Below are 17,580 nucleotides of genomic sequence, written 5' to 3'. Positions count from 1 at the left end.
ACCACCTTGGTTAATCTGGCCGCCACCGCTTACCGAGTACCGACCATGACCGCCTTGTCGCGCAAGCATCGCATCGAACAGGACCCCCGCTGGCAAGCCGTGCTCAAGCGCGATGCCAGCGCCGACGCCAGCTTTGTCTACGCCGTGCGCACCACTGGCGTCTATTGCCGCCCCAGCAGCCTGTCGCGCTTGCCCAAGGCCGAGAATGTCGAATTCTTCGACAGCGCCGAGCAAGCCGAAGCCGCCGGTTACCGCCCGAGCAAGCGCCTGGCCAGTGACCAGACCCAGGTCGCGGCGCACCATGCCAGGCTAGTGGCGCTGGCCTGCCGGCAGATCGAGGGCGCCGAAACACCGCCCAGCCTGGGCCAGCTGGCGCAGCAGGCCGGCATGAGCAGCTATCACTTTCACCGAGTGTTCAAGGCCGCTACCGGGCTGACCCCGCGGGCCTATGCCAACGCGCAACGCTCACGCAAGGTGCGCTCCCACCTGGAACGCGGCCAGCCGGTCACCGAGGCCCTGTATGACGCCGGCTTCAACTCCAACAGCCGTTTCTACGAAGCGGCCGACCAGTTGCTGGGCATGACGCCCAGCGACTACCGCGCCGGCGGCCCCAACACCGATATCCGCTTCGCCCTCGGCCAGTGTTCCCTGGGGGCAATACTGGTGGCGCAAAGCGCGCGCGGTGTGTGTGCGATTCTCCTGGGGGATGAACCCGGCCCGCTGCTGGAGCAACTGCAGGACAAGTTCCCCCGGGCCAACCTGATCGGTGCCGACCGCGATTTCGAGCGCCTGGTCGCCCAGGTAGTGGGGTTTATCGAGGCCCCGGCCATTGGCCTGGACCTGCCCCTGGATCTGCAGGGCACGGTGTTCCAGGAGCGGGTATGGCAAGCCCTGAGGAGCATTCCCCTGGGCAGCACCGCCAGCTACGCCGAAATTGCCCAGCGCATTGGCGCGCCCAAGTCCATGCGCGCCGTGGCCCAGGCCTGCGCGGCCAACAGCCTGGCGGTGGCCATTCCCTGCCACCGGGTGGTACGCAGCGACGGCAGCCTTTCAGGCTACCGCTGGGGTGTGGAACGCAAGCGTCAGTTGCTGGAGCGCGAAGCGGCCTGCGAGGCCTCGATGCCGATGTAGATCGCCACCGAATCGGCACTGGTGTAGACCTCGAAATCCGTGGCGAAGGCGCGCCGGACCTGGGGGTTGTCCTGGAAGTAGGCCCAGATCAGCCCCCAGGTCTGGATCACGCAATCGGGCATCGCGCCCTTGGCACTGAACACCAGGTAGTCCCCGCCCTGGACAGCCACGCTCGGGTAGTCGGCGCAGGCACCTTCCAGCGCCACTCCGGCGGTCACGTCGAAGTGTCCGCTGGCATCGGACTCGTAGTTGGAATAGACGCCGTAGACGAACGAATCAGCCTGGCGAGGGCTGATCTTGTCGAACAGCCCCTCGACATAGAAGCGCTGCCACATCGGCCCGATCCGGGCGCTGTCGGCCTGCTGCTCGGCGGCGTTGAGGGTCCTTACTTGCAGGCCTGCAACGCTGAACGGCAGTACTTCGCGCAGTTTTACATCCATGGTCAGCCTTCCTTGAGGGGTGCGATGAGGAAAAATATCCGCCGCAGTCTAGCGCCGGATCGACGCCGCCGACAGCCGTCGGCAGCGGCTGCTGTATCGGTGGCAAAGGCGTGGAATCGAGCCCCATGGAAAAGTCAGCTGGCCTCGGGGCGCCTTCTCCTGATAAAAACCACGGGCTGCATCGTCTCAACCTGCCGACGGAGAATTCCCGCAAATGAGCCAATGGACTGATCGCCGCCTGTTAGACCTGCTGGGTATCGCCTTGCCCATCATCCAAGCGCCCATGGCCGGCCCCTCCGGCTCCGCCATGGTGATCGGCGCCTCCCGGGCCGGTGCCCTGGGTTCCCTGCCCTGCGCCATGCTCGACGCCGGGCAGATCCGCCAGGAAGTGCAGGTGATTCGCTCAGCCACGCAGAACCCGTTGAACCTGAACTTCTTCTGCCACCAGGTGCAGCCCGTCGATGCCGAACACGAGCAACGCTGGAAGAACGCCCTGGAGCCCTACTATCGCGAGCTGGGCGCCGACTTCGATGCACCGACCCCGGTCAGCAACCGCGCGCCCTTCGATGAGAGCGCCTGCCAACTGGTGGAAGAGTTGCGCCCTGAAGTCGTGAGTTTCCACTTCGGCCTTCCAGAGCCTTCGTTGCTGGCCCGGGTCAAGGCCACCGGAGCCAAGGTGCTGTCCTCGGCCAGCACCGTCGATGAAGCGCTCTGGCTGGAGGAGCGCGGCTGCGACGCGATTATCGCCATGGGCTACGAAGCCGGCGGCCACCGGGCGATCTTCCTCGGCGACGATCTCAACAGCCAGGTCGGCACCATGGCCCTGGTGCCGCAGATCGTCGACGCCGTGCAACTGCCGGTGATTGCCGCCGGCGGCATCGGCGATGCCCGGGGCATCGTCGCGGCGCTGGCCCTGGGAGCCTCGGCGGTGCAACTGGGCACCGCCTACCTGTTCACTCCGGAAGCCAAGGTCAGCGCTGCCCACCACCATGCCCTGCGCCACGCCAAGGAAAGCGAAACCGCGTTGACCAACCTGTTCACCGGGCGCCCGGCCCGGGGCATCGTCAACCGCGTCATGCGCGAAATCGGCCCCATCAGCCCGTTGGCGCCGGCCTTCCCCCGGGCCGGCGGCGCCTTGATGCCGCTGCGAGCCAAGGACGAGGCAGGCTTCGCCAACCTCTGGTCCGGACAGGCCCTGCGCCTGGGAGTGGAACTGCCCGCCTACGAGCTGACCCTGCGCCTGGCCGAACAAACCCTGGCACAACTGCGCAGACGCTGATCCACTAGTGCCGCGATCACCATCGCGGCCCGGGCAACAAGCGCCGGCAACGGAGTTCCGTTCATCGACAAATCGCTATATATTCCTCTATATAGCGATTCCCCCTCGCCTTGGTGCAGGCCCCTTCCAATCACTCACTGCCCAACGCATCCGTCCCCCCAATGGAGCTGTTTGATGAACCTTCGTGCCTCAGGTTTTGCCCCGACTTGCCTCGCCGCCCTGCTCGCTGTCTTCGCCCTGGGTTCGGCCCAGGCCGATGAAGTCCAGGTCGCGGTGGCCGCCAACTTCACCGCACCGATCCAGGCGATTGCCGCCGACTTCGAGAAAGACACCGGGCACAAACTGGTGGCCGCCTACGGCGCTACCGGGCAGTTCTATACCCAGATCAAGAACGGCGCGCCTTTTGAAGTCTTCCTCTCGGCCGACGACAGCACCCCGCAAAAGCTCGAAAGCGAAGGCGACATCGTCAAGAGCTCGCGCTTCACCTACGCCATCGGCACCCTGGCCCTGTGGTCGGCCAAGGACGGCTACGTCGACGCCAAGGGCCAAGTGCTCAAGGACAACCAGTACCAGCATCTGTCCATCGCCAACCCGAAAGCCGCACCTTACGGCCTGGCCGCAACCCAGGTACTGGCCAAGCTGGGCCTGACCGACAAGGTCAAGGACAAGATCGTCGAAGGCCAGAACATCACCCAGGCCTATCAGTTCGTTTCCACCGGCAATGCCGAGCTGGGCTTCGTCGCCCTGTCGCAGATCTACAAGGACGGCAAGGTCACCAGCGGGTCGGCCTGGATCGTACCGGCCCAGATGCACGACCCGATCAAGCAGGACGCGGTCATCCTCAACAAGGGCAAGGACAACCCGGCCGCCAAGGCACTGGTGGACTACCTCAAGGGGCCAAAAGCCGCCGCGGTGATCAAGTCCTACGGCTACCAACTGTAAATGAGCCTCTCCAGCGCCGATTTTTCCGCCATCTGGCTGACCCTCAAGCTGGCGTCCCTGACCACGCTGATCCTGCTGGTGGTCGGCACTCCGATAGCCCTGTGGCTGTCGCGTACCCGCTCCTGGCTACGAGGGCCGATCGGCGCGGTGGTGGCACTGCCCCTGGTGCTGCCACCCACGGTGATAGGCTTCTACCTGTTGCTGGCTCTGGGGCCCAACGGTTTCTTCGGCCAGTTCACCCAGTCCCTGGGGCTGGGCACCCTGACGTTCAGTTTCGCCGGCCTGGTGCTGGGCTCAGTGATCTATTCCATGCCCTTCGTGGTACAGCCGCTGCAAAATGCCTTTTCTGCCATTGGCAGCCGTCCCCTGGAAGTGGCCGCCACCCTGCGCGCCAACCCCTGGGACACCTTTTTCACGGTGATCCTGCCCCTGGCGCGGCCAGGTTTCATCACCGCCTCGATCCTCGGCTTTGCCCACACCGTCGGCGAATTCGGCGTGGTGCTGATGATCGGCGGCAACATCCCCAACAAGACCCGGGTGGTCTCGGTGCAGATCTACGATCACGTCGAGGCCATGGAATACGCCCAGGCCCACTGGCTGGCCGGGGCCATGCTGGTGTTCTCGTTCCTGGTGCTGCTGGCGCTGTACTCCAGCCGCAAGACCAAAGCCGGCTGGAGCTGAGCCGATGAGCATTCACGTCAAGCTGCACCTGGGCTACCACGACTTCGCCCTGGACCTGGACCTGCAACTGCCAGGGCGCGGGGTAACAGCCTTGTATGGACATTCGGGCTCGGGCAAGACCACCTGCTTGCGCTGCATCGCTGGCCTGGAAAAAGCCGGCCGCGGGCGCATCCAGATCAACGACGAAGTCTGGCAGGACAGCCAGCGCAAGCTGTTCGTCCCGCCCCACAAGCGCTCCCTGGGCTATGTGTTCCAGGAGGCCAGCCTGTTCGCCCACCTGTCCGTGCAAGCCAACCTGGAATTCGGCCTGCGGCGCATTGCCAAGGCACAACGCCGGGTGGACATGGCCCAGGCCACGGAACTGCTGGGCATCGGCCACCTGCTGCAGCGCCACCCGCAACACCTTTCCGGCGGCGAGCGCCAGCGCATCGGCATTGCCCGGGCGCTGCTCACCAGCCCGCGGCTACTGCTGATGGACGAGCCCCTGGCGGCCCTGGATTCGAAACGCAAAAGCGAGATCCTGCCCTACCTGGAACGCTTGCACGACGAGCTGGATATCCCGGTGCTGTACGTCAGCCACTCCCAGGATGAAGTGGCGCGCCTGGCCGACCACATCGTCCTGCTCAGCGATGGCCGGGCCCTGGCCAGCGGCCCCGTGGGCGAGACCCTGGCGCGCCTGGACCTGCCCCTGGCCCTGGGTGACGACGCAGGCGTGGTGGTGGAAGGCCGGGTCAGCCATTACGACCCGGACTACCAGTTGCTGACCCTGCAACTGCCCGGCAGCCAGCTGACTGTCCGCGTGGCCCACGGGCCTCTGGCACTGGGCAAGGCCTTGCGGTTCAAGGTCCAGGCCCGGGACGTCAGCCTAAGCCTGCAAGACAGCGAGCACAGCAGCATCCTCAACCGCCTGCCGGTAACGGTGCGCGACGAAATCCCCGCGGACAACACCGCCCACGTGCTGGTGCGTCTGGACGTGGCGGGCAGCCCGTTGCTGGCGCGCATCACCCGCTTCTCCCGGGACCAGTTGAGCCTGCACCCCGGGCAGCAGCTCTGGGCACAGATCAAGGCAGTGGCCGTCCTGGCGTAGACCGCAGAGAAAATCGGCACCCTTGGCCGAGGCTGCGGTCCATGGTCTACCGGCCCGCACTTTGCCCAGGACCTGCCGCCATGCCCGATGCTTGCGATACCCCCGCCCTGCCCGCCGACCTGCACTACACCGACGATCGCCAGCCGGGCATCCGCCGGCGCAAGCTGCGGGGCAAGTTCGTCTACTACGACGCCCAGGGCCAGCGCCTCACCCAGGCCGCCGAGGTACAGCGGATCAACGCCCTGGCGATTCCCCCGGCCTACGCAGAGGTGTGGATCTGCCCCGACCCCAAGGGCCATCTGCAAGCCACCGGCCGCGACGCCAGGGGCCGCAAGCAGTACCGCTACCACCCGCGCTGGCGCGAAGTGCGCGACAGTGACAAGTACGCCCGCCTGCTAGCGTTCGGCAACGCCTTGCCCAAGCTGCGCCGGCAGTTGCGGGCGCAATTGGCGGTGCCTGGTTTCAGCCGGGAAAAGGTCATGGCCACCTTGATCCTGCTGCTGGATGAAACCCTGATCCGCGTCGGCAACAGCCAGTATGCCCGGGACAATCGCTCCTACGGCCTGACCACGTTGCGCAACCGCCATGTACAGGTCAGCGGCAGCGCCATCCACTTCCAGTTCCGTGGCAAGAGCGGGGTCGAGCACCAGATCACCGTCAAGGACCCGCGCCTGGCGCGGGTGGTCAAGCGTTGCCTGGAGTTGCCGGGGCAGCAGCTGTTCCAGTACCTGGACGAAGACGGTCAACGGCACCACGTCAGCTCGTCGGACATCAACGCCTGCCTGCAGCAACTGACCGGAGCCGACTTCACCGCCAAGGACTACCGCACCTGGGCCGGCAGCGTCCTGGCCCTGGAGCGGTTGCGCCAGCAGCCTTGGGAGCCCGAGGCCGAGGCGAAGAAACACATAGTGGCAACGGTCAAGGAAGTGGCCCGGGAACTGGGTAACACGCCGGCGGTGTGCCGCAAGTGCTACATCCATCCGGCGCTGCTGGAGCGCTTCGTCATCGGTGAATTGGCGCAGTTGCCCAAGGCCCGCGCCCGCCAGGGCCTGAAGGCCGAGGAAGCGGGCCTGGCGAACTTTCTGCGGCGCCTGGCAAAGGAGGCCCAACCGGCCTGACGACGGCCACCTTCGAATTTGCGTACTTGTCATTCAGAGAGTTCTGCAGTTAGGCTTCGCACCTTCTTTCCCGTCCAAGGACGATTGCCGACGTGAACAACTAAGCCTTCCAAAAATGTATCCGCGATGAGCCCTGCTAGCGCTCATTGGCCTGTTGCCACATTTTCCGGAGGTGCTGATGACTCACGTCACCCGGCTGCCCGCACTGGTTTGCCTGAACCAGCTGACCTATCAATTCGCCAATGGCGAAACCCTGCTTGATGCCCTGAACCTGAGTTTCGATCGCCTGCCCACGGCCATCGTCGGGCGCAATGGCGTGGGCAAGTCCCTGCTGCTGCGCCTGATCGCCGGCGAGCTGCAACCCTCCTCCGGGAGCATCAGCCACACTGCCAGCGTGGCCTATGTGCCCCAGGACCCGCAGGTACAGCCGGGGCAGAGCGTGGCCCAGGTGGCCGGCCTCGCCAAGACGCTGGGCGCCCTGGAGCGTCTGGCCGACGGCAGCGCCAGCCTGGAAGACCTGCACCTGGTGGATGACCGCTGGGACCTGGCCCAGCGCCTGCGCCAGGCCCTGGATGAAGCCGGCCTGGAGCACGTGGGCCCACAGGGCCCGGCGGACGTCCTCAGCGGCGGCCAACTGGCCAGGGTGGTGCTGATCGGCGCCCTGCTGGGCAACGCCGACCTGCTGCTGCTCGACGAGCCCAGCAATCACCTGGACCGCCACGGCCGGCGCTGGCTGACGGAACAACTGCAAGGCTGGCGTGGCGGGCTGATCCTGGTCAGCCATGACCGCCAATTGCTCATGCAGGTGCAACGCATCGTCGAACTCGGCCCCCAGGGCGCCCAGGTCTATGGCGGCAACTATGCGCTGTACCAGGCGCAGCGCCAGGCCCACAGCGAGGCGGCGCAGGCGGCGCTGGACCATGCGCGTACCCAGCGCAGCCGCGAGCACAAGCGCCTGCAACGGGAACACGACATCATCCAGCGCCACGCCGCGGCTTCGCGCCGGTACGCCAAGACCGCCAACGTCTCAGGCTTCGAACGGGCCAGGCTGCTCGGCGCCGCACGGGACATCATGGGCCAGGTACGCCACGCCCATCAGGGGCACAAGAGCGAGCTCGACGAGCAGGTGCGCGACGCCTTTGCCCGGGTCGGCGCGCAGTCACCGACCTTGCTCACTCTGCCCGCCACCACCTTGCAGGCCGGCCAGCCGGTGTTCAGTCTGCTGCAGGCGCAACTGCCCTGGCTGGACCCGCAAGCCCCGGCCAGCCGCCTCACCTGCAACGTCGTCGGCCCGGCGCGCATCGCCCTGATCGGCCCCAATGGCTGCGGCAAATCCACCTTGTTGAAACTGCTGGCCGGCCAGTTGCAGCCACTGAGCGGCGAATGCCGAGTGGCGGTAGCCAGTGCCTATCTGGATCAACACCTGGCGCAACTCGATCCCGCACGCTCGCTGCTCGAACAACTGGGCAACGCCGCCACGCCCCTGGAGGAAAGCGCCTTGCGTACCCGCCTGGCACGCCTGCAACTGGATGCCCGGCGGGTGCTGCAACCCTGCGCGCAACTGAGCGGCGGCGAACGCCTGAAAGCCGCCCTGGCCCTGGCCCTGTGGGGCGGCAACCCGGCCCAACTGCTGTTGCTCGACGAACCCACCAATCACCTGGACCTGGAATCGGTGCAAGCCTTCGAATGCGCCCTGCGGGACTTTCCCGGAGCCCTGGTGGTGGCCTCCCACGATCAGGCCTTTCTCCAGGCCCTGGCGCCGACCCACGAGCTGCAATGCTCGGCCCTGGGCTGGCACCTGAGCGAGCAGCCATGAAACAGCGACTTACAACGACGGGCCCTGCGCAACCGCAGGCCCGTGCTAGATTCGCCGCCTCACAACCCATGGACAGGAGCGTCACGCCATGCAGTTCGGATACACCATCATCTACGTGCCCGAAGTCGAAACTTCCTTGCGTTTTTTCGAACAGGCCTTTGGTTTCAAGCGGCGGTTTCTCCACGAATCCGGCACCTATGGCGAGCTGGAAACCGGCAGCACCACCCTGGCCTTCGCCGACCATGACCTGGCAGAAATGAATTTCCCGGCCGGCCATGTGGCGGCTCACTCATCGCCCAAGCCCCTGGGCATGGAACTGGGGCTGGTCACCGCAGACGTGCAGGCGGCCCATGCCCGGGCCCTGGAGCACGGTGCCCGGGAACTGGCGCCCCCCACGAGCAAGCCCTGGGGGCAGACGGTGTCCTATGTGCGCTGCCCGGACGGCACTTTAGTGGAGCTGTGCACCCCGGTCGCGCCTTGAGCGCCCGGCGGCGTTGAACGCTACTTGAGCCTGACGGCAGTGCCAGTGGCGAAGACCACTACCATGCCACCGCGCCCTGCCGGCATGCTGATCTCGAAATCCACGCCGACCACCGCATCGGCGTTGCATTGCCGGGCGCGTTCCTTGATTTCATTGGTGGCCTGGATCCGCGCTTCCTTCAGGGCGCGTTCCAGGGTCTGGGAGCGGCCGCCGAAAAAGTCGCGCATGCCGGCGAACAGGTCACGGACCACGTTGATGCCATGGACCGATTCGGCGCTGACGATGTCCAGGTAGCTGGCAATTTCCCGGCCTTCGATATGGGCGGTGGTGGTGACAATCATGTGTTTCTCCCTTGAACGGACCACTCGCCCCGGCGCGTCGGGGCGACAAAACCGGGGATGGTAACAGAGCCCGCCCAGGGCTTTGCCACAAACGACAGCCCCGCTCTGGAGCGGGGCTGTGGGTCACGGTTTCAAGGGACGTTCTTCATCCAGTTCCGACAAGCTTTTGCCATCATCCGGATGCTTCCAGGTCTGCGGAGGCGGCTCCTTGTGTTCGACCTCGTAGGGCGCCGTCTCATCACTGCGTTCCTGCTCGTAAGGGCGTTGCTGTTGCGTTGCCATGCCCACCTCTCTTCCTGAAGGGATTTTTCATTCGCCTTAGCAGGTTAGAACAGATCTGCCGGTGGCTCGGGGTTTGCCGACCAAACAACGAACGTCGCCTGTGCCCTGCGGTCGTAAAAATATGGAGGCGCATCGACCATACGACGCGTGCTCCGTACTCACTCCGAAGGAGAAACGCAATGGTTACTCACTTCAAGGTCGCCGGGCATCTGGCCTGCGGTCATCACGGCACCCAACTGGCCTCCACCGGCGAACTGAACCGGGTCAAATGCCGCAGTTGCCGAAACACCGAGGTCTACAAGGAGGCCCGACGCAACCAGCGCAATGCCGCTCGTCGGGCTGCACGCAAGGCCAAGGCCAGCCATGGCGGCCAACTCTGGCGTAACGCCTGGACCGAACGCCTGACCGCCCTGCCGGGCCTGCAGCGTCTGCCACGGGGCTTTCAGGGCCAGCCCTTCGTCTGAAACCGAAGCACGCCAGCGTGCCGGCCGAGTACGGGACTGGCCAAGGCCGGCCCCCTGAGGCGCAAGATGAAACTTCTTTCACCCAGCGGCGAAAAAGCGCTGTGTATAGTCGCCTCGCTCATTCAAGCAACTACGTTCGCCCGCACTCCCCGCGGGCTTTTTTTTGCCCGCGGAAAGTGCGTTGGCGGTTTTCAGTCCTGCTCGAGTTCCTTGCAGTCCTTGAGCAGGGTTTGCTCCGTGGCGGTGTGGTCCGCCTCCAGGAACGAGAGCACCCCCATCTTGCCCTTGGTGTGCCAGCGGAAGCTGTTCTGCTCGTCGTCCGCCACATACAGGGCGCCGGAAGCGGAACGCGCGATGTGCATGGGGATCAACTGGTCCTTGTAATACAGCGTGGCAAACGAGGAGCCGTTGTCGATGTTCAGGTAGGCGGCGTCGATGCGCACCTGCCCTTCACACTGGTAGCGTGCTACCTGGCTCTGGTAGGCCGGCTCGGCGGTAGTGGTCTGGGCAGCCTGCGCCAACAACGCCTGGCTTGAAGCCAGAACCGCAGCGCAGAGCATTGCAGGATGAATTTTCATGGTGTTCCCCCCAGTCGTTCAAAGATGCCCAATGGGACTGGCAGGGGCGTTTTTAGTTCAGGCCGATCAAGCCCCTCGGACCACGGCGCCGTACAGCCCGAGCTAGAACTGCGGGTCGGTGCGCAACGGGGTCGACAACCTCATCGGCACCGCGCTCTGCCGGCTCCGAGTGGGCACCGGGAAACAGCTCCTGCTGATGCCGCAGCCCCGCAGTTGCGAGCATCGCCCTGAACGCTGGCCCACCGACCGCACCGACAAGGACACCTCCACATGCCGGTAGATATCAGCACGCTCGACATCGCCACCCCACTGCCCACCTCGGCCAGCAACCCGCTGGCACTGGAGCTCAACGGCAACCTCGCCCTGGCCCAATGCCCGAGCGTGATCTCGCGCCTGGCAGATGGCTCGATACAACTGCGCGCGCCGACCCGGGGCGCGGCGAGCAAAAGCACCCATCGAACCCGCTGCGAGTGGAAGGAATCCCGCTACTGGGCCCTGAGCAGCGCCGCCGATCATTGGAGCCGCCAACAGATGATCCTGACCAAGGTCAACTCGGCGCAGAAAGTGGTGGTTGCGCAAATGCATGTACGCGATGACGTGAATCCAGCCGTCAAGGTGTTCTGGGACAAGGGCATCCTGACCTATGCCCTGCGCCAGAGCTTCAACGGCGCCGACCCCAGGCCGCTACCGCTGCTCGGCGGCGTCCCGCTCGACGCCATGTTCCAGCTCAGCATCCACTGCACCTACGCAGGGCTGATCACCATCGGCGCCAGTTGCAATGGCCAGCAGGCCAGCTCTCCCCCACACGCCCTGGACTCGACCTGGAATGACCAGGTGTTCGACTTTCATGGCGGGATCTACAACCAGATCGATTTCAGCCCCAGCACTCCGGCGGAGGATGGCTCGGTCTGCATCATCAGCCAGCTGTCGATCAGCCACGTCTAGCACCTGACTGGGGCGTTGCCTTGCGGTAGTTACGCCGTCCGGGTGCTCCTGGCGCCTTGTCAGCAGGGTGCCTGCTCCTCGATGCGATCACGGGGCATCAAGGCGAGGTAGTCGATCAACGAATCCCCGGCCAGGGGCTTGATCATGATCCGTACCTGATGCTGCAAGCGCCCCAGCTCGATCCCGTCACGGGTACGCACCTGGGCATAACCGCAGGCATTCCAGAAGCCCTGTGCCCGGGCATTGTCCTGGACCACGCTCAAGCGCAACCAGCGTGCGCCCTCGCCCACCGCCCAGGCCTCCAGCTCAGCGTGCAACTGCCGGGCAAGGGAGCTGCCGTGACAGGGGGTAGCCAGCATGAACAGACCTATGTGCCAGACCCCTTGTGCCAACAGGTCGCTGACAATGCTGACGAACGCCAGCAGGCGCCCTTCACTGTCGAAGTAACCGATTTTCCACTTGTGGGTGTAGGACCAGCCCGCTGGCAGTGCATCATCGATCTCGTCGCGCGCCTCGTCCGGCTGCGGCGCTGCACCGTGGACGATATGGAAATACTCCGGGTTCTCGACAAAGAAACGCTGCAACAGCGCTGCGTCATCCAGGCTGATTTCCCTGGGCGCAAGCCCGGTTGCTGATGACGGCAGTCGCCTTGATTGCATGCTGTGGAGCCCCTCGAAGACGCTAGGCCGGCAGGTCGGCGACGAATCCTAGCGCCCGGCCAGGCCCTGACGACAGAGTTAATTTGTTGGAAAAATGTGTACCGCCCAGCGCTCGCTTCACAGCAGTCAGCCCTCGCCGCTTTGTTATGATCGGCCCTCACCACGCCCAGCGTTTATCCAGCAGGCCCGCGCCTGCGTTACCCGCGGAACCCAGCCCATGTCCAATCCCTTGTCTTCCCCTGGTTACCAGCGGCTGCTGGCCCTGCAGCAACGCATCCATGAGTTCACTCGGGAGCAGGCCGCCGAGCACGACGACACCGGCGAAGACCCGGCCAGCCCGTTGTGGGCCAGCGACTACAACTACCTGGCCCTGGCGCCGATGCGTGACGGCCTGCATGTGGAGTATTACGGCGAGCTGTGGGACGAACCCTTTGCCTGGACCCTGGAATGCCTGGCAGAGCAGAGCGTGGCGGACACCCTCAGCTCGCTGCTGTTTTCCGGTGCCGATGAAGGCGCGAACGGTACCCGCGAGTGGGAATTCAGCCCCTTGCTGGACAGTGCGGTGCAGTTTCCCCGCCTCAGGTCATTGGCGATTCGCCCCACCGAACCTCAGGACCATAACGCTTCGCTGATCAAGAAGGCCGGCACCATCATGGAAGAAGCCGGGGAAATCGCCCGCTGGGTAGCAAAAACCCCGTACCTCAGCGAACTGACCGTGCCCAATGCCCCCAACGCGGACTTCTTCCAGGTCGACCTGCCACACCTTGCGCAACTGCGTATCGGCGCCCATTTCGACACCCAGGGTTTTATCGACAATCTGGCAGGCTCCAGCAACCTGCCGCGGTTGAGCAGCCTGGATTTCAGCGAATCCAGCGCACTTCAGCAAAGCTGGGCAAAAGACCGCGAGGAGCACGCCATCACGTCTTTTGCCAGCTATGAAAAATTGTTTGCCAGCCAAGCGTGCGACCCGTTGCGGGCGCTGCGCTTGCGCAATACCTGCCTGAGCCTGGAACAACTCGAAGCCCTGCAGCGCCAGCGACCCAAACTGCCGATCATGGTGATCCAGGCCACCACTGGCGGTTATGTGAAGAATTTCGCCCGGCAGGTATTTCCCTGGCAGCACCTGGTGCAGCCCGACCCAGGGCAGCGATAAGCCTCAAGACTAAAGTCAAGATTGATTGGCCACCGTCTCGGCGCAAGTGGCTCTTGGAACGCCATGCCAACGCATATAAGAACTCATCGAGTCTTTGAGATCACGTCACTCATGTATTGATTCAAATCGCGAAAATCCTTAACGCTCCAAGCATGGGGGGGCACCTTTACACCGTTCTCCCGCAAAGTTCTGGGAATCAAGTCTCCATTGGGGCGCAGTATTACCGACGACACAATCACGCCTGGATATTCATTGAGGCGTTTTTTGAAAGCAGGGGTCGTCAGATCAGGTGTAGGAGGATTGCTCTTATTGGCCAGCGGCCCAGTTCCCTTGATATCGGCGCCGTGACACATGGCACATCGTTGCACATAGAGACTCTTGCCATTGGTGTTGTCCGCAAAGGAAAGCGTTGCTTGAATCAGCATGAGCCCTCCCAGCGAAGCGATGAACAATGCATTTATTTTCATTTTTGCATCTGGCCTTGTTGTAGAAATCAAATCCCCGAGGCGGCACAGCAACGCTCTGACTCACATCTGAACCGAGAGTCTTAGTCAGCAATAAACCTGTGTTTGCCAGAGGTGAACTTGCTCAAACGCAGTTCCGCATTTCCTATGCACCCGCGGGGCGGGAAAACACCCAAAAAAACTGTATATGCAACCAGCGCTATCTACCCAGTGCTCTATCGCTCCTGCCTAGAAGGATCCAGACCCGCGCCAGGGAGAGCAGCCTCCCCCATCGCACACGCCGATGCATGGCTTGTAGCGTCCCGCAGACGAATACATCCGTTAAGTGCTACCGGGGACTTCTCGGAGGTGGTCCGCCATACGCTTAAGCAGCTCCGCAAACCTTGATCTCGGCGCCTTCGAGCGGGTACTCCCCAGCAGCAAACCGCACCAGCCCAAGCCAAAAGGGCTGGAGGGTAATGGAACCGTAAACGCGCTGTAGAATTACCGCAGGAGGGTAGGCTGGGTGGGAATCAGGTCCTGAACTTGAGCACAAGAGTAGGTGTTGGAGTAGTCATGGAAACGTGGCTTTATTTCGGCGCCATAGGTCACGCACTGGTACGCCGACGAACCTTTTTGCAAGATCAGAAAGTGAACCAGGCCGACTCGTGCTGGCGCCTGGTAGGCCGCCTTGACTTCATAGCCGCTACGCAGCAACTCGCTCACCGGAGTGGTGTCGTCCGCCAGGGAAAATGGGCTAGCGCCTACGAGGCCCAGTAGGGAGAGGCTCAGGGAGATTTTTGCAATACGCTTGGTGATTGGCATGAATCCGTCGTCCATGAATGGAAAATGCCAAGTTACCTAAATTCAGCAACCCCGTCACGATCCCGGCCCGACTGAATTGCAGAGTTTTGCAACCTGTGGAGCAGTTTGAACAGTCCAGCCCTGGCTGCAATCAGCACCCTATGAAACTCGATAGTGGCTGGAGAGACGTGCTTAGTTCATTTATCCAGATTCAGTAGTTCCTGCATCCGGCCCCCTAACATTCCCCGCAACCACGCAGCATGAAACTCCATGTCTTCCAGAGAAGCACCCTTGGCCAATCTATACACGAACTCCTTTTCCAGACACGTAGCGCCGACGGTACCACTACTGCCAGATAGTTCTGGCCTGGAGTTACCAGGCTTTTTCCACTACATCCACTTTCGAGCGTTGAGTTGATTTACCCGCCTATTCGACAACCAGTGACCGTGTGATCTCTCAATCAAGATCAAGTTGCCGCCATGCTATCCGGCACACGCTCTTGCTCGCCTAACCAAGTAGTAGGCGATTCCCAAGGCGATGATTGCAGGCCCCGCGTTATCGAGCTCAGTAGCACCATCGGCCAAATGTCGCCCGGCCTGCACAAGCATGAGGGCCGCACCGACATACAGGATTGCCACCTTAAAACGCTTCCAGCTCATTTAGCCCTCCCGCTTTGGAGATGACCGAACAGTGCACGCGCAATCGCAAGGGCAAGAAGGTCTCACCCACAAAGCGAATTGCGGAGCAGTATTTGAAGTTGCGAATTGATTCAGAGTAAGGCTCACTGAAAAAAACCGTGCAAGCCCTTGAAATAGATGGTGCCCGAAGCCGGAATCGAACCGGCACGCCCTTACGAGCGGGGGATTTTAAGTCCCATGCGTCTACCAGTTTCGCCATTCGGGCGGTAGCGCGATAACGCGGCACTGGAACATTCAATCGGCATCAGGCCGTCCAGTGCTTGAAGCAGGGAGTGGAATATATACATCCAGTCCTTGTGAAGCAAGGTCGAAACCGGCAAAAAAGCCCGGCTCCCGACTCGCTGTCGAGGGTAAAAAAACACGATAAATCAGAGATCTACAGCGTCACTCCGAGGTTAAACCAGGGGCCGCACGGCCTCTCGCCCATTCCCTCAGCGGCGGCAAGATTAACATGGCGCTATCGGCCAACCAACTGATTTTTAAAGACTTATCTTGAAATGACAGCCTCGGACGAAGCTCCTGCCAGCCAATGCCCAGGGAGACCTTCCTCCCCAGGGCGGCCCTCAAGCTTGCGCGGAAAAGCTCATGGAGAGCTTGAGCGCATCGTCCTTGGCGACGGCCTGCTCGGCCTCCAGATGCGCCGCGAACTCCTGCTCCGCAGGCGCCTCGGGACCTTTGACTTGAGCAACCGAACGGTTGTGTTCCAGTACTTTCGAGAGTTGGGCGTAGCTGTAGTTGGCAGGAGGCGTATTGCCGATGTTCATGAAGACCTTCCTTGAATAGTTAAAGACCAAACCCGGTGCAGAAAGCCTCGGGCACCGCCCGAGTTGCGCACCCTTGGGTGAAAATCGCGAGTGAGGTTAACAGCGACAACCAGAAAGACGCACAGCAAGCGCCTGGGGAGTTCGCCCAGTACAGATGACCTCGCCATCCATGAACCGGTAAAGAGTCATAGATACTGGGCGAACGCTGTAACGCTATGCCCTCGCCATGACATGTTCAACTGTCAGCAATGCGCGCCTCACCGCCCCTTCAGCCGGCGAAGTGGGTAAAGGCTCCGGCAAAGGCTCGGCGCCCTGCCCGCAATTCGGTACGCAGCTCGCCAATCAGGTTGGAGATGTCGCGCACGCTGGTGAGTTCGGCAGTGGAGACGCCGGTAAGCAGCAATTCCACCCGGCCCGACTCTGCATCGTAGATCTTGATGGTCAGGGAGCCGTTGGGGTTCAGGGCGCAGGCGCAGGACAGCGGGAGAAAGCCGGACTCCAATATGTGGCAAAGCTCGCTGGTAGAGAGCATGGCTTCTCGCCTGTATGAAGGAAGTGAAGTTCGCCCGTTCAGGATAGGCCTGTATGCGCTTTTGTGTATCAGAAAAAACACAGAGAAATGTTAACTGCCCCGCAGTTATCGAATGCCTGCGCAATGCCTCAGTGCTTCGAAATGATGAAGGCTTGTGCATGGCCGGGCTGCTTTTTTCGTGGCGACGCTGTAGTTTCCACAGCATGAACCCGATCCCCCGGCCTGGCCTCGCAGCGATTATTACCCCCTTCATCGGCAAGGTGGGCTAGCGGCCGTCCAGGCTGCCAAAAACCCGCCTCGGAGGCGGGGTTGACTACCACTCTTCTGAGGCAGCTACCCCAGGAGAAAACCATGAAGCACTCATCACCCGCCGTACTGCATTTACTGTGCGGCAAGATCGCCTCGGGCAAGTCCACCCTGGCCAGGCAGCTGGCAGAGGCGCACGGCAGCGTCCTGATCTCTGAAGACCAGTGGCTGGCAGGCCTGTATCCGCAGCAGATTCATTCGATCGCCGACTACCTGCTCCACGCCCAGCGCCTGGCAAGTGTGCTGGAACCGCTGGTGATCGCCATGTTGCGCGCTGGAACCTGTGTTGTCCTGGACTTTCCCGCCAATACCGTCGCCCAGCGAACCTGGCTGCGAGCGCTGGCGGACCAGGCCGGCACCCTTCATCAATTGCATGTACTGGATGTGGATGAAGCCCAGTGCAAGGCAAGGCTGCGCGAGCGCAATCGTCTGGGCGATCACCCGTTTGCCGCCAGCGACGAGCAGTTCGAACGGATTAGCCGCTACTTCGTGCCGCCTCAGGAGGAGGAAGGGCTGCACATCGTCCGGCACTAGGCGTATCGACAGTCACGGTCGGGTTAGCCAGATACCCGATCGTGAATCCTGTGCATCCAGCTCATGGGGAAAAAGCGGCCCGTGACAAATTCCAGGCAAAAA

Annotated in this window: 21 protein-coding genes and 1 tRNA gene; 12 read left to right on the top strand and 10 right to left on the bottom strand. The window is 62.7% G+C overall.

Going from position 1 to position 17,580, the window contains the following annotated elements:
• The first annotated feature begins 45 nt into the window (after positions 1-45).
• The gene (ada, locus tag KCG88_RS03275) at positions 46-1,131 is read left to right on the top strand and encodes a bifunctional DNA-binding transcriptional regulator/O6-methylguanine-DNA methyltransferase Ada (RefSeq protein WP_210711738.1); all 1,086 of its coding nucleotides are present in this window, start codon (positions 46-48) and stop codon (positions 1,129-1,131) included.
• Here the strand turns inward: ada and KCG88_RS03270 are convergent.
• Positions 1,083-1,571, bottom strand: coding sequence for a GyrI-like domain-containing protein (locus tag KCG88_RS03270; RefSeq protein WP_011061692.1), 489 nt, complete (start codon positions 1,569-1,571; stop codon positions 1,083-1,085). The two genes, ada and KCG88_RS03270, sit on opposite strands and share 49 nt — an antisense overlap.
• Positions 1,572-1,785: 214 nt before the next feature.
• Between KCG88_RS03270 and KCG88_RS03265 the strand changes: the two genes are divergently transcribed.
• The 7 genes from KCG88_RS03265 to KCG88_RS03235 all read left to right on the top strand — a co-directional run bounded on the left by KCG88_RS03265 (position 1,786) and on the right by KCG88_RS03235 (position 8,975).
• Positions 1,786-2,850: a nitronate monooxygenase family protein gene (locus tag KCG88_RS03265; protein WP_210711737.1), complete on the top strand. Its 1,065-nt coding sequence runs from the start codon at positions 1,786-1,788 to the stop codon at positions 2,848-2,850.
• A gap of 174 nt (positions 2,851-3,024) precedes the next feature.
• Positions 3,025-3,792 (top strand): molybdate ABC transporter substrate-binding protein, encoded by a 768-nt coding sequence (modA, locus tag KCG88_RS03260; protein WP_246882545.1) that lies wholly within the window; start codon positions 3,025-3,027, stop codon positions 3,790-3,792.
• Positions 3,793-4,473, top strand: coding sequence for a molybdate ABC transporter permease subunit (modB, locus tag KCG88_RS03255; RefSeq protein ID WP_015635894.1), 681 nt, complete (start codon positions 3,793-3,795; stop codon positions 4,471-4,473).
• A 4-nt stretch (positions 4,474-4,477) separates the two neighbouring features.
• The gene (modC, locus tag KCG88_RS03250; RefSeq protein WP_047287181.1) at positions 4,478-5,560 is read left to right on the top strand and encodes a molybdenum ABC transporter ATP-binding protein; all 1,083 of its coding nucleotides are present in this window, start codon (positions 4,478-4,480) and stop codon (positions 5,558-5,560) included.
• 80 nt (positions 5,561-5,640) lie between these two features.
• On the top strand, positions 5,641-6,678 hold the full coding sequence (locus tag KCG88_RS03245) for a DNA topoisomerase IB (protein ID WP_210711736.1): 1,038 nt from the start codon (positions 5,641-5,643) through the stop codon (positions 6,676-6,678).
• A 178-nt stretch (positions 6,679-6,856) separates the two neighbouring features.
• Positions 6,857-8,494, top strand: a complete 1,638-nt coding sequence (locus KCG88_RS03240) for an ATP-binding cassette domain-containing protein (RefSeq protein ID WP_210711735.1) — start codon at positions 6,857-6,859, stop codon at positions 8,492-8,494.
• Between the two features lie 88 nt (positions 8,495-8,582).
• Positions 8,583-8,975 carry a VOC family protein gene (locus KCG88_RS03235; RefSeq protein ID WP_047287187.1) on the top strand — a complete coding sequence of 131 codons (393 nt, stop codon included), beginning with the start codon at positions 8,583-8,585 and terminating at the stop codon, positions 8,973-8,975.
• A gap of 20 nt (positions 8,976-8,995) precedes the next feature.
• Here KCG88_RS03235 and KCG88_RS03230 read toward each other — a convergent pair whose 3' ends face one another.
• Positions 8,996-9,316 (bottom strand): YbjQ family protein, encoded by a 321-nt coding sequence (locus KCG88_RS03230; RefSeq protein ID WP_011061700.1) that lies wholly within the window; start codon positions 9,314-9,316, stop codon positions 8,996-8,998.
• A 123-nt stretch (positions 9,317-9,439) separates the two neighbouring features.
• Positions 9,440-9,598 (bottom strand): hypothetical protein, encoded by a 159-nt coding sequence (locus KCG88_RS03225; protein WP_011061701.1) that lies wholly within the window; start codon positions 9,596-9,598, stop codon positions 9,440-9,442.
• 179 nt (positions 9,599-9,777) lie between these two features.
• On the opposite strand from KCG88_RS03225, the gene KCG88_RS03220 reads away from it, so the two are divergent.
• Entirely contained in the window at positions 9,778-10,062 is a 285-nt protein-coding gene (locus KCG88_RS03220) for a hypothetical protein (RefSeq protein ID WP_210711734.1), read from the top strand.
• Positions 10,063-10,253: 191 nt separating this feature from the next.
• Here the strand turns inward: KCG88_RS03220 and KCG88_RS03215 are convergent, their stop codons facing one another.
• A complete protein-coding gene (locus KCG88_RS03215) occupies positions 10,254-10,640 on the bottom strand; it encodes an MliC family protein (RefSeq protein ID WP_047337039.1) in 387 nt (128 codons plus the stop codon).
• 270 nt (positions 10,641-10,910) lie between these two features.
• Here KCG88_RS03215 and KCG88_RS03210 point away from each other — a divergent pair, with 270 nt between their 5' ends.
• Positions 10,911-11,585 carry a polysaccharide lyase family 7 protein gene (locus tag KCG88_RS03210; protein WP_047287192.1) on the top strand — a complete coding sequence of 225 codons (675 nt, stop codon included), beginning with the start codon at positions 10,911-10,913 and terminating at the stop codon, positions 11,583-11,585.
• 59 nt (positions 11,586-11,644) lie between these two features.
• Here KCG88_RS03210 and KCG88_RS03205 read toward each other — a convergent pair whose 3' ends face one another.
• Positions 11,645-12,244 carry a GNAT family N-acetyltransferase gene (locus tag KCG88_RS03205; protein ID WP_210711733.1) on the bottom strand — a complete coding sequence of 200 codons (600 nt, stop codon included), beginning with the start codon at positions 12,242-12,244 and terminating at the stop codon, positions 11,645-11,647.
• A gap of 217 nt (positions 12,245-12,461) precedes the next feature.
• Between KCG88_RS03205 and KCG88_RS03200 the strand changes: the two genes are divergently transcribed.
• A complete protein-coding gene (locus tag KCG88_RS03200; protein ID WP_246882544.1) occupies positions 12,462-13,397 on the top strand; it encodes a hypothetical protein in 936 nt (311 codons plus the stop codon).
• Between the two features lie 83 nt (positions 13,398-13,480).
• Here the strand turns inward: KCG88_RS03200 and KCG88_RS03195 are convergent, their stop codons facing one another.
• The 5 genes from KCG88_RS03195 to KCG88_RS03175 form a co-directional block, all read right to left on the bottom strand.
• Positions 13,481-13,864 (bottom strand): cytochrome c, encoded by a 384-nt coding sequence (locus KCG88_RS03195; protein WP_080965443.1) that lies wholly within the window; start codon positions 13,862-13,864, stop codon positions 13,481-13,483.
• A 480-nt stretch (positions 13,865-14,344) separates the two neighbouring features.
• Entirely contained in the window at positions 14,345-14,665 is a 321-nt protein-coding gene (locus KCG88_RS03190; protein ID WP_047287194.1) for a hypothetical protein, read from the bottom strand.
• 795 nt (positions 14,666-15,460) lie between these two features.
• Positions 15,461-15,547: transfer RNA gene (locus tag KCG88_RS03185), tRNA-Leu, on the bottom strand.
• 358 nt (positions 15,548-15,905) lie between these two features.
• Positions 15,906-16,106, bottom strand: a complete 201-nt coding sequence (locus KCG88_RS03180; RefSeq protein ID WP_210711732.1) for a hypothetical protein — start codon at positions 16,104-16,106, stop codon at positions 15,906-15,908.
• 268 nt (positions 16,107-16,374) lie between these two features.
• Positions 16,375-16,638: a DUF1652 domain-containing protein gene (locus KCG88_RS03175; RefSeq protein WP_210711731.1), complete on the bottom strand. Its 264-nt coding sequence runs from the start codon at positions 16,636-16,638 to the stop codon at positions 16,375-16,377.
• A 351-nt stretch (positions 16,639-16,989) separates the two neighbouring features.
• Here KCG88_RS03175 and KCG88_RS03170 point away from each other — a divergent pair, with 351 nt between their 5' ends.
• Positions 16,990-17,478 (top strand): ATP-binding protein, encoded by a 489-nt coding sequence (locus KCG88_RS03170; RefSeq protein WP_047337043.1) that lies wholly within the window; start codon positions 16,990-16,992, stop codon positions 17,476-17,478.
• Positions 17,479-17,580: the final 102 nt, after the last annotated feature.

This window comes from Pseudomonas sp. MWU349 (assembly GCF_017947325.1).
Classification (GTDB): Bacteria; Pseudomonadota; Gammaproteobacteria; order Pseudomonadales; family Pseudomonadaceae; genus Aquipseudomonas; species Aquipseudomonas protegens.
This window is presented reverse-complemented; position numbering and strand designations above follow the sequence as displayed.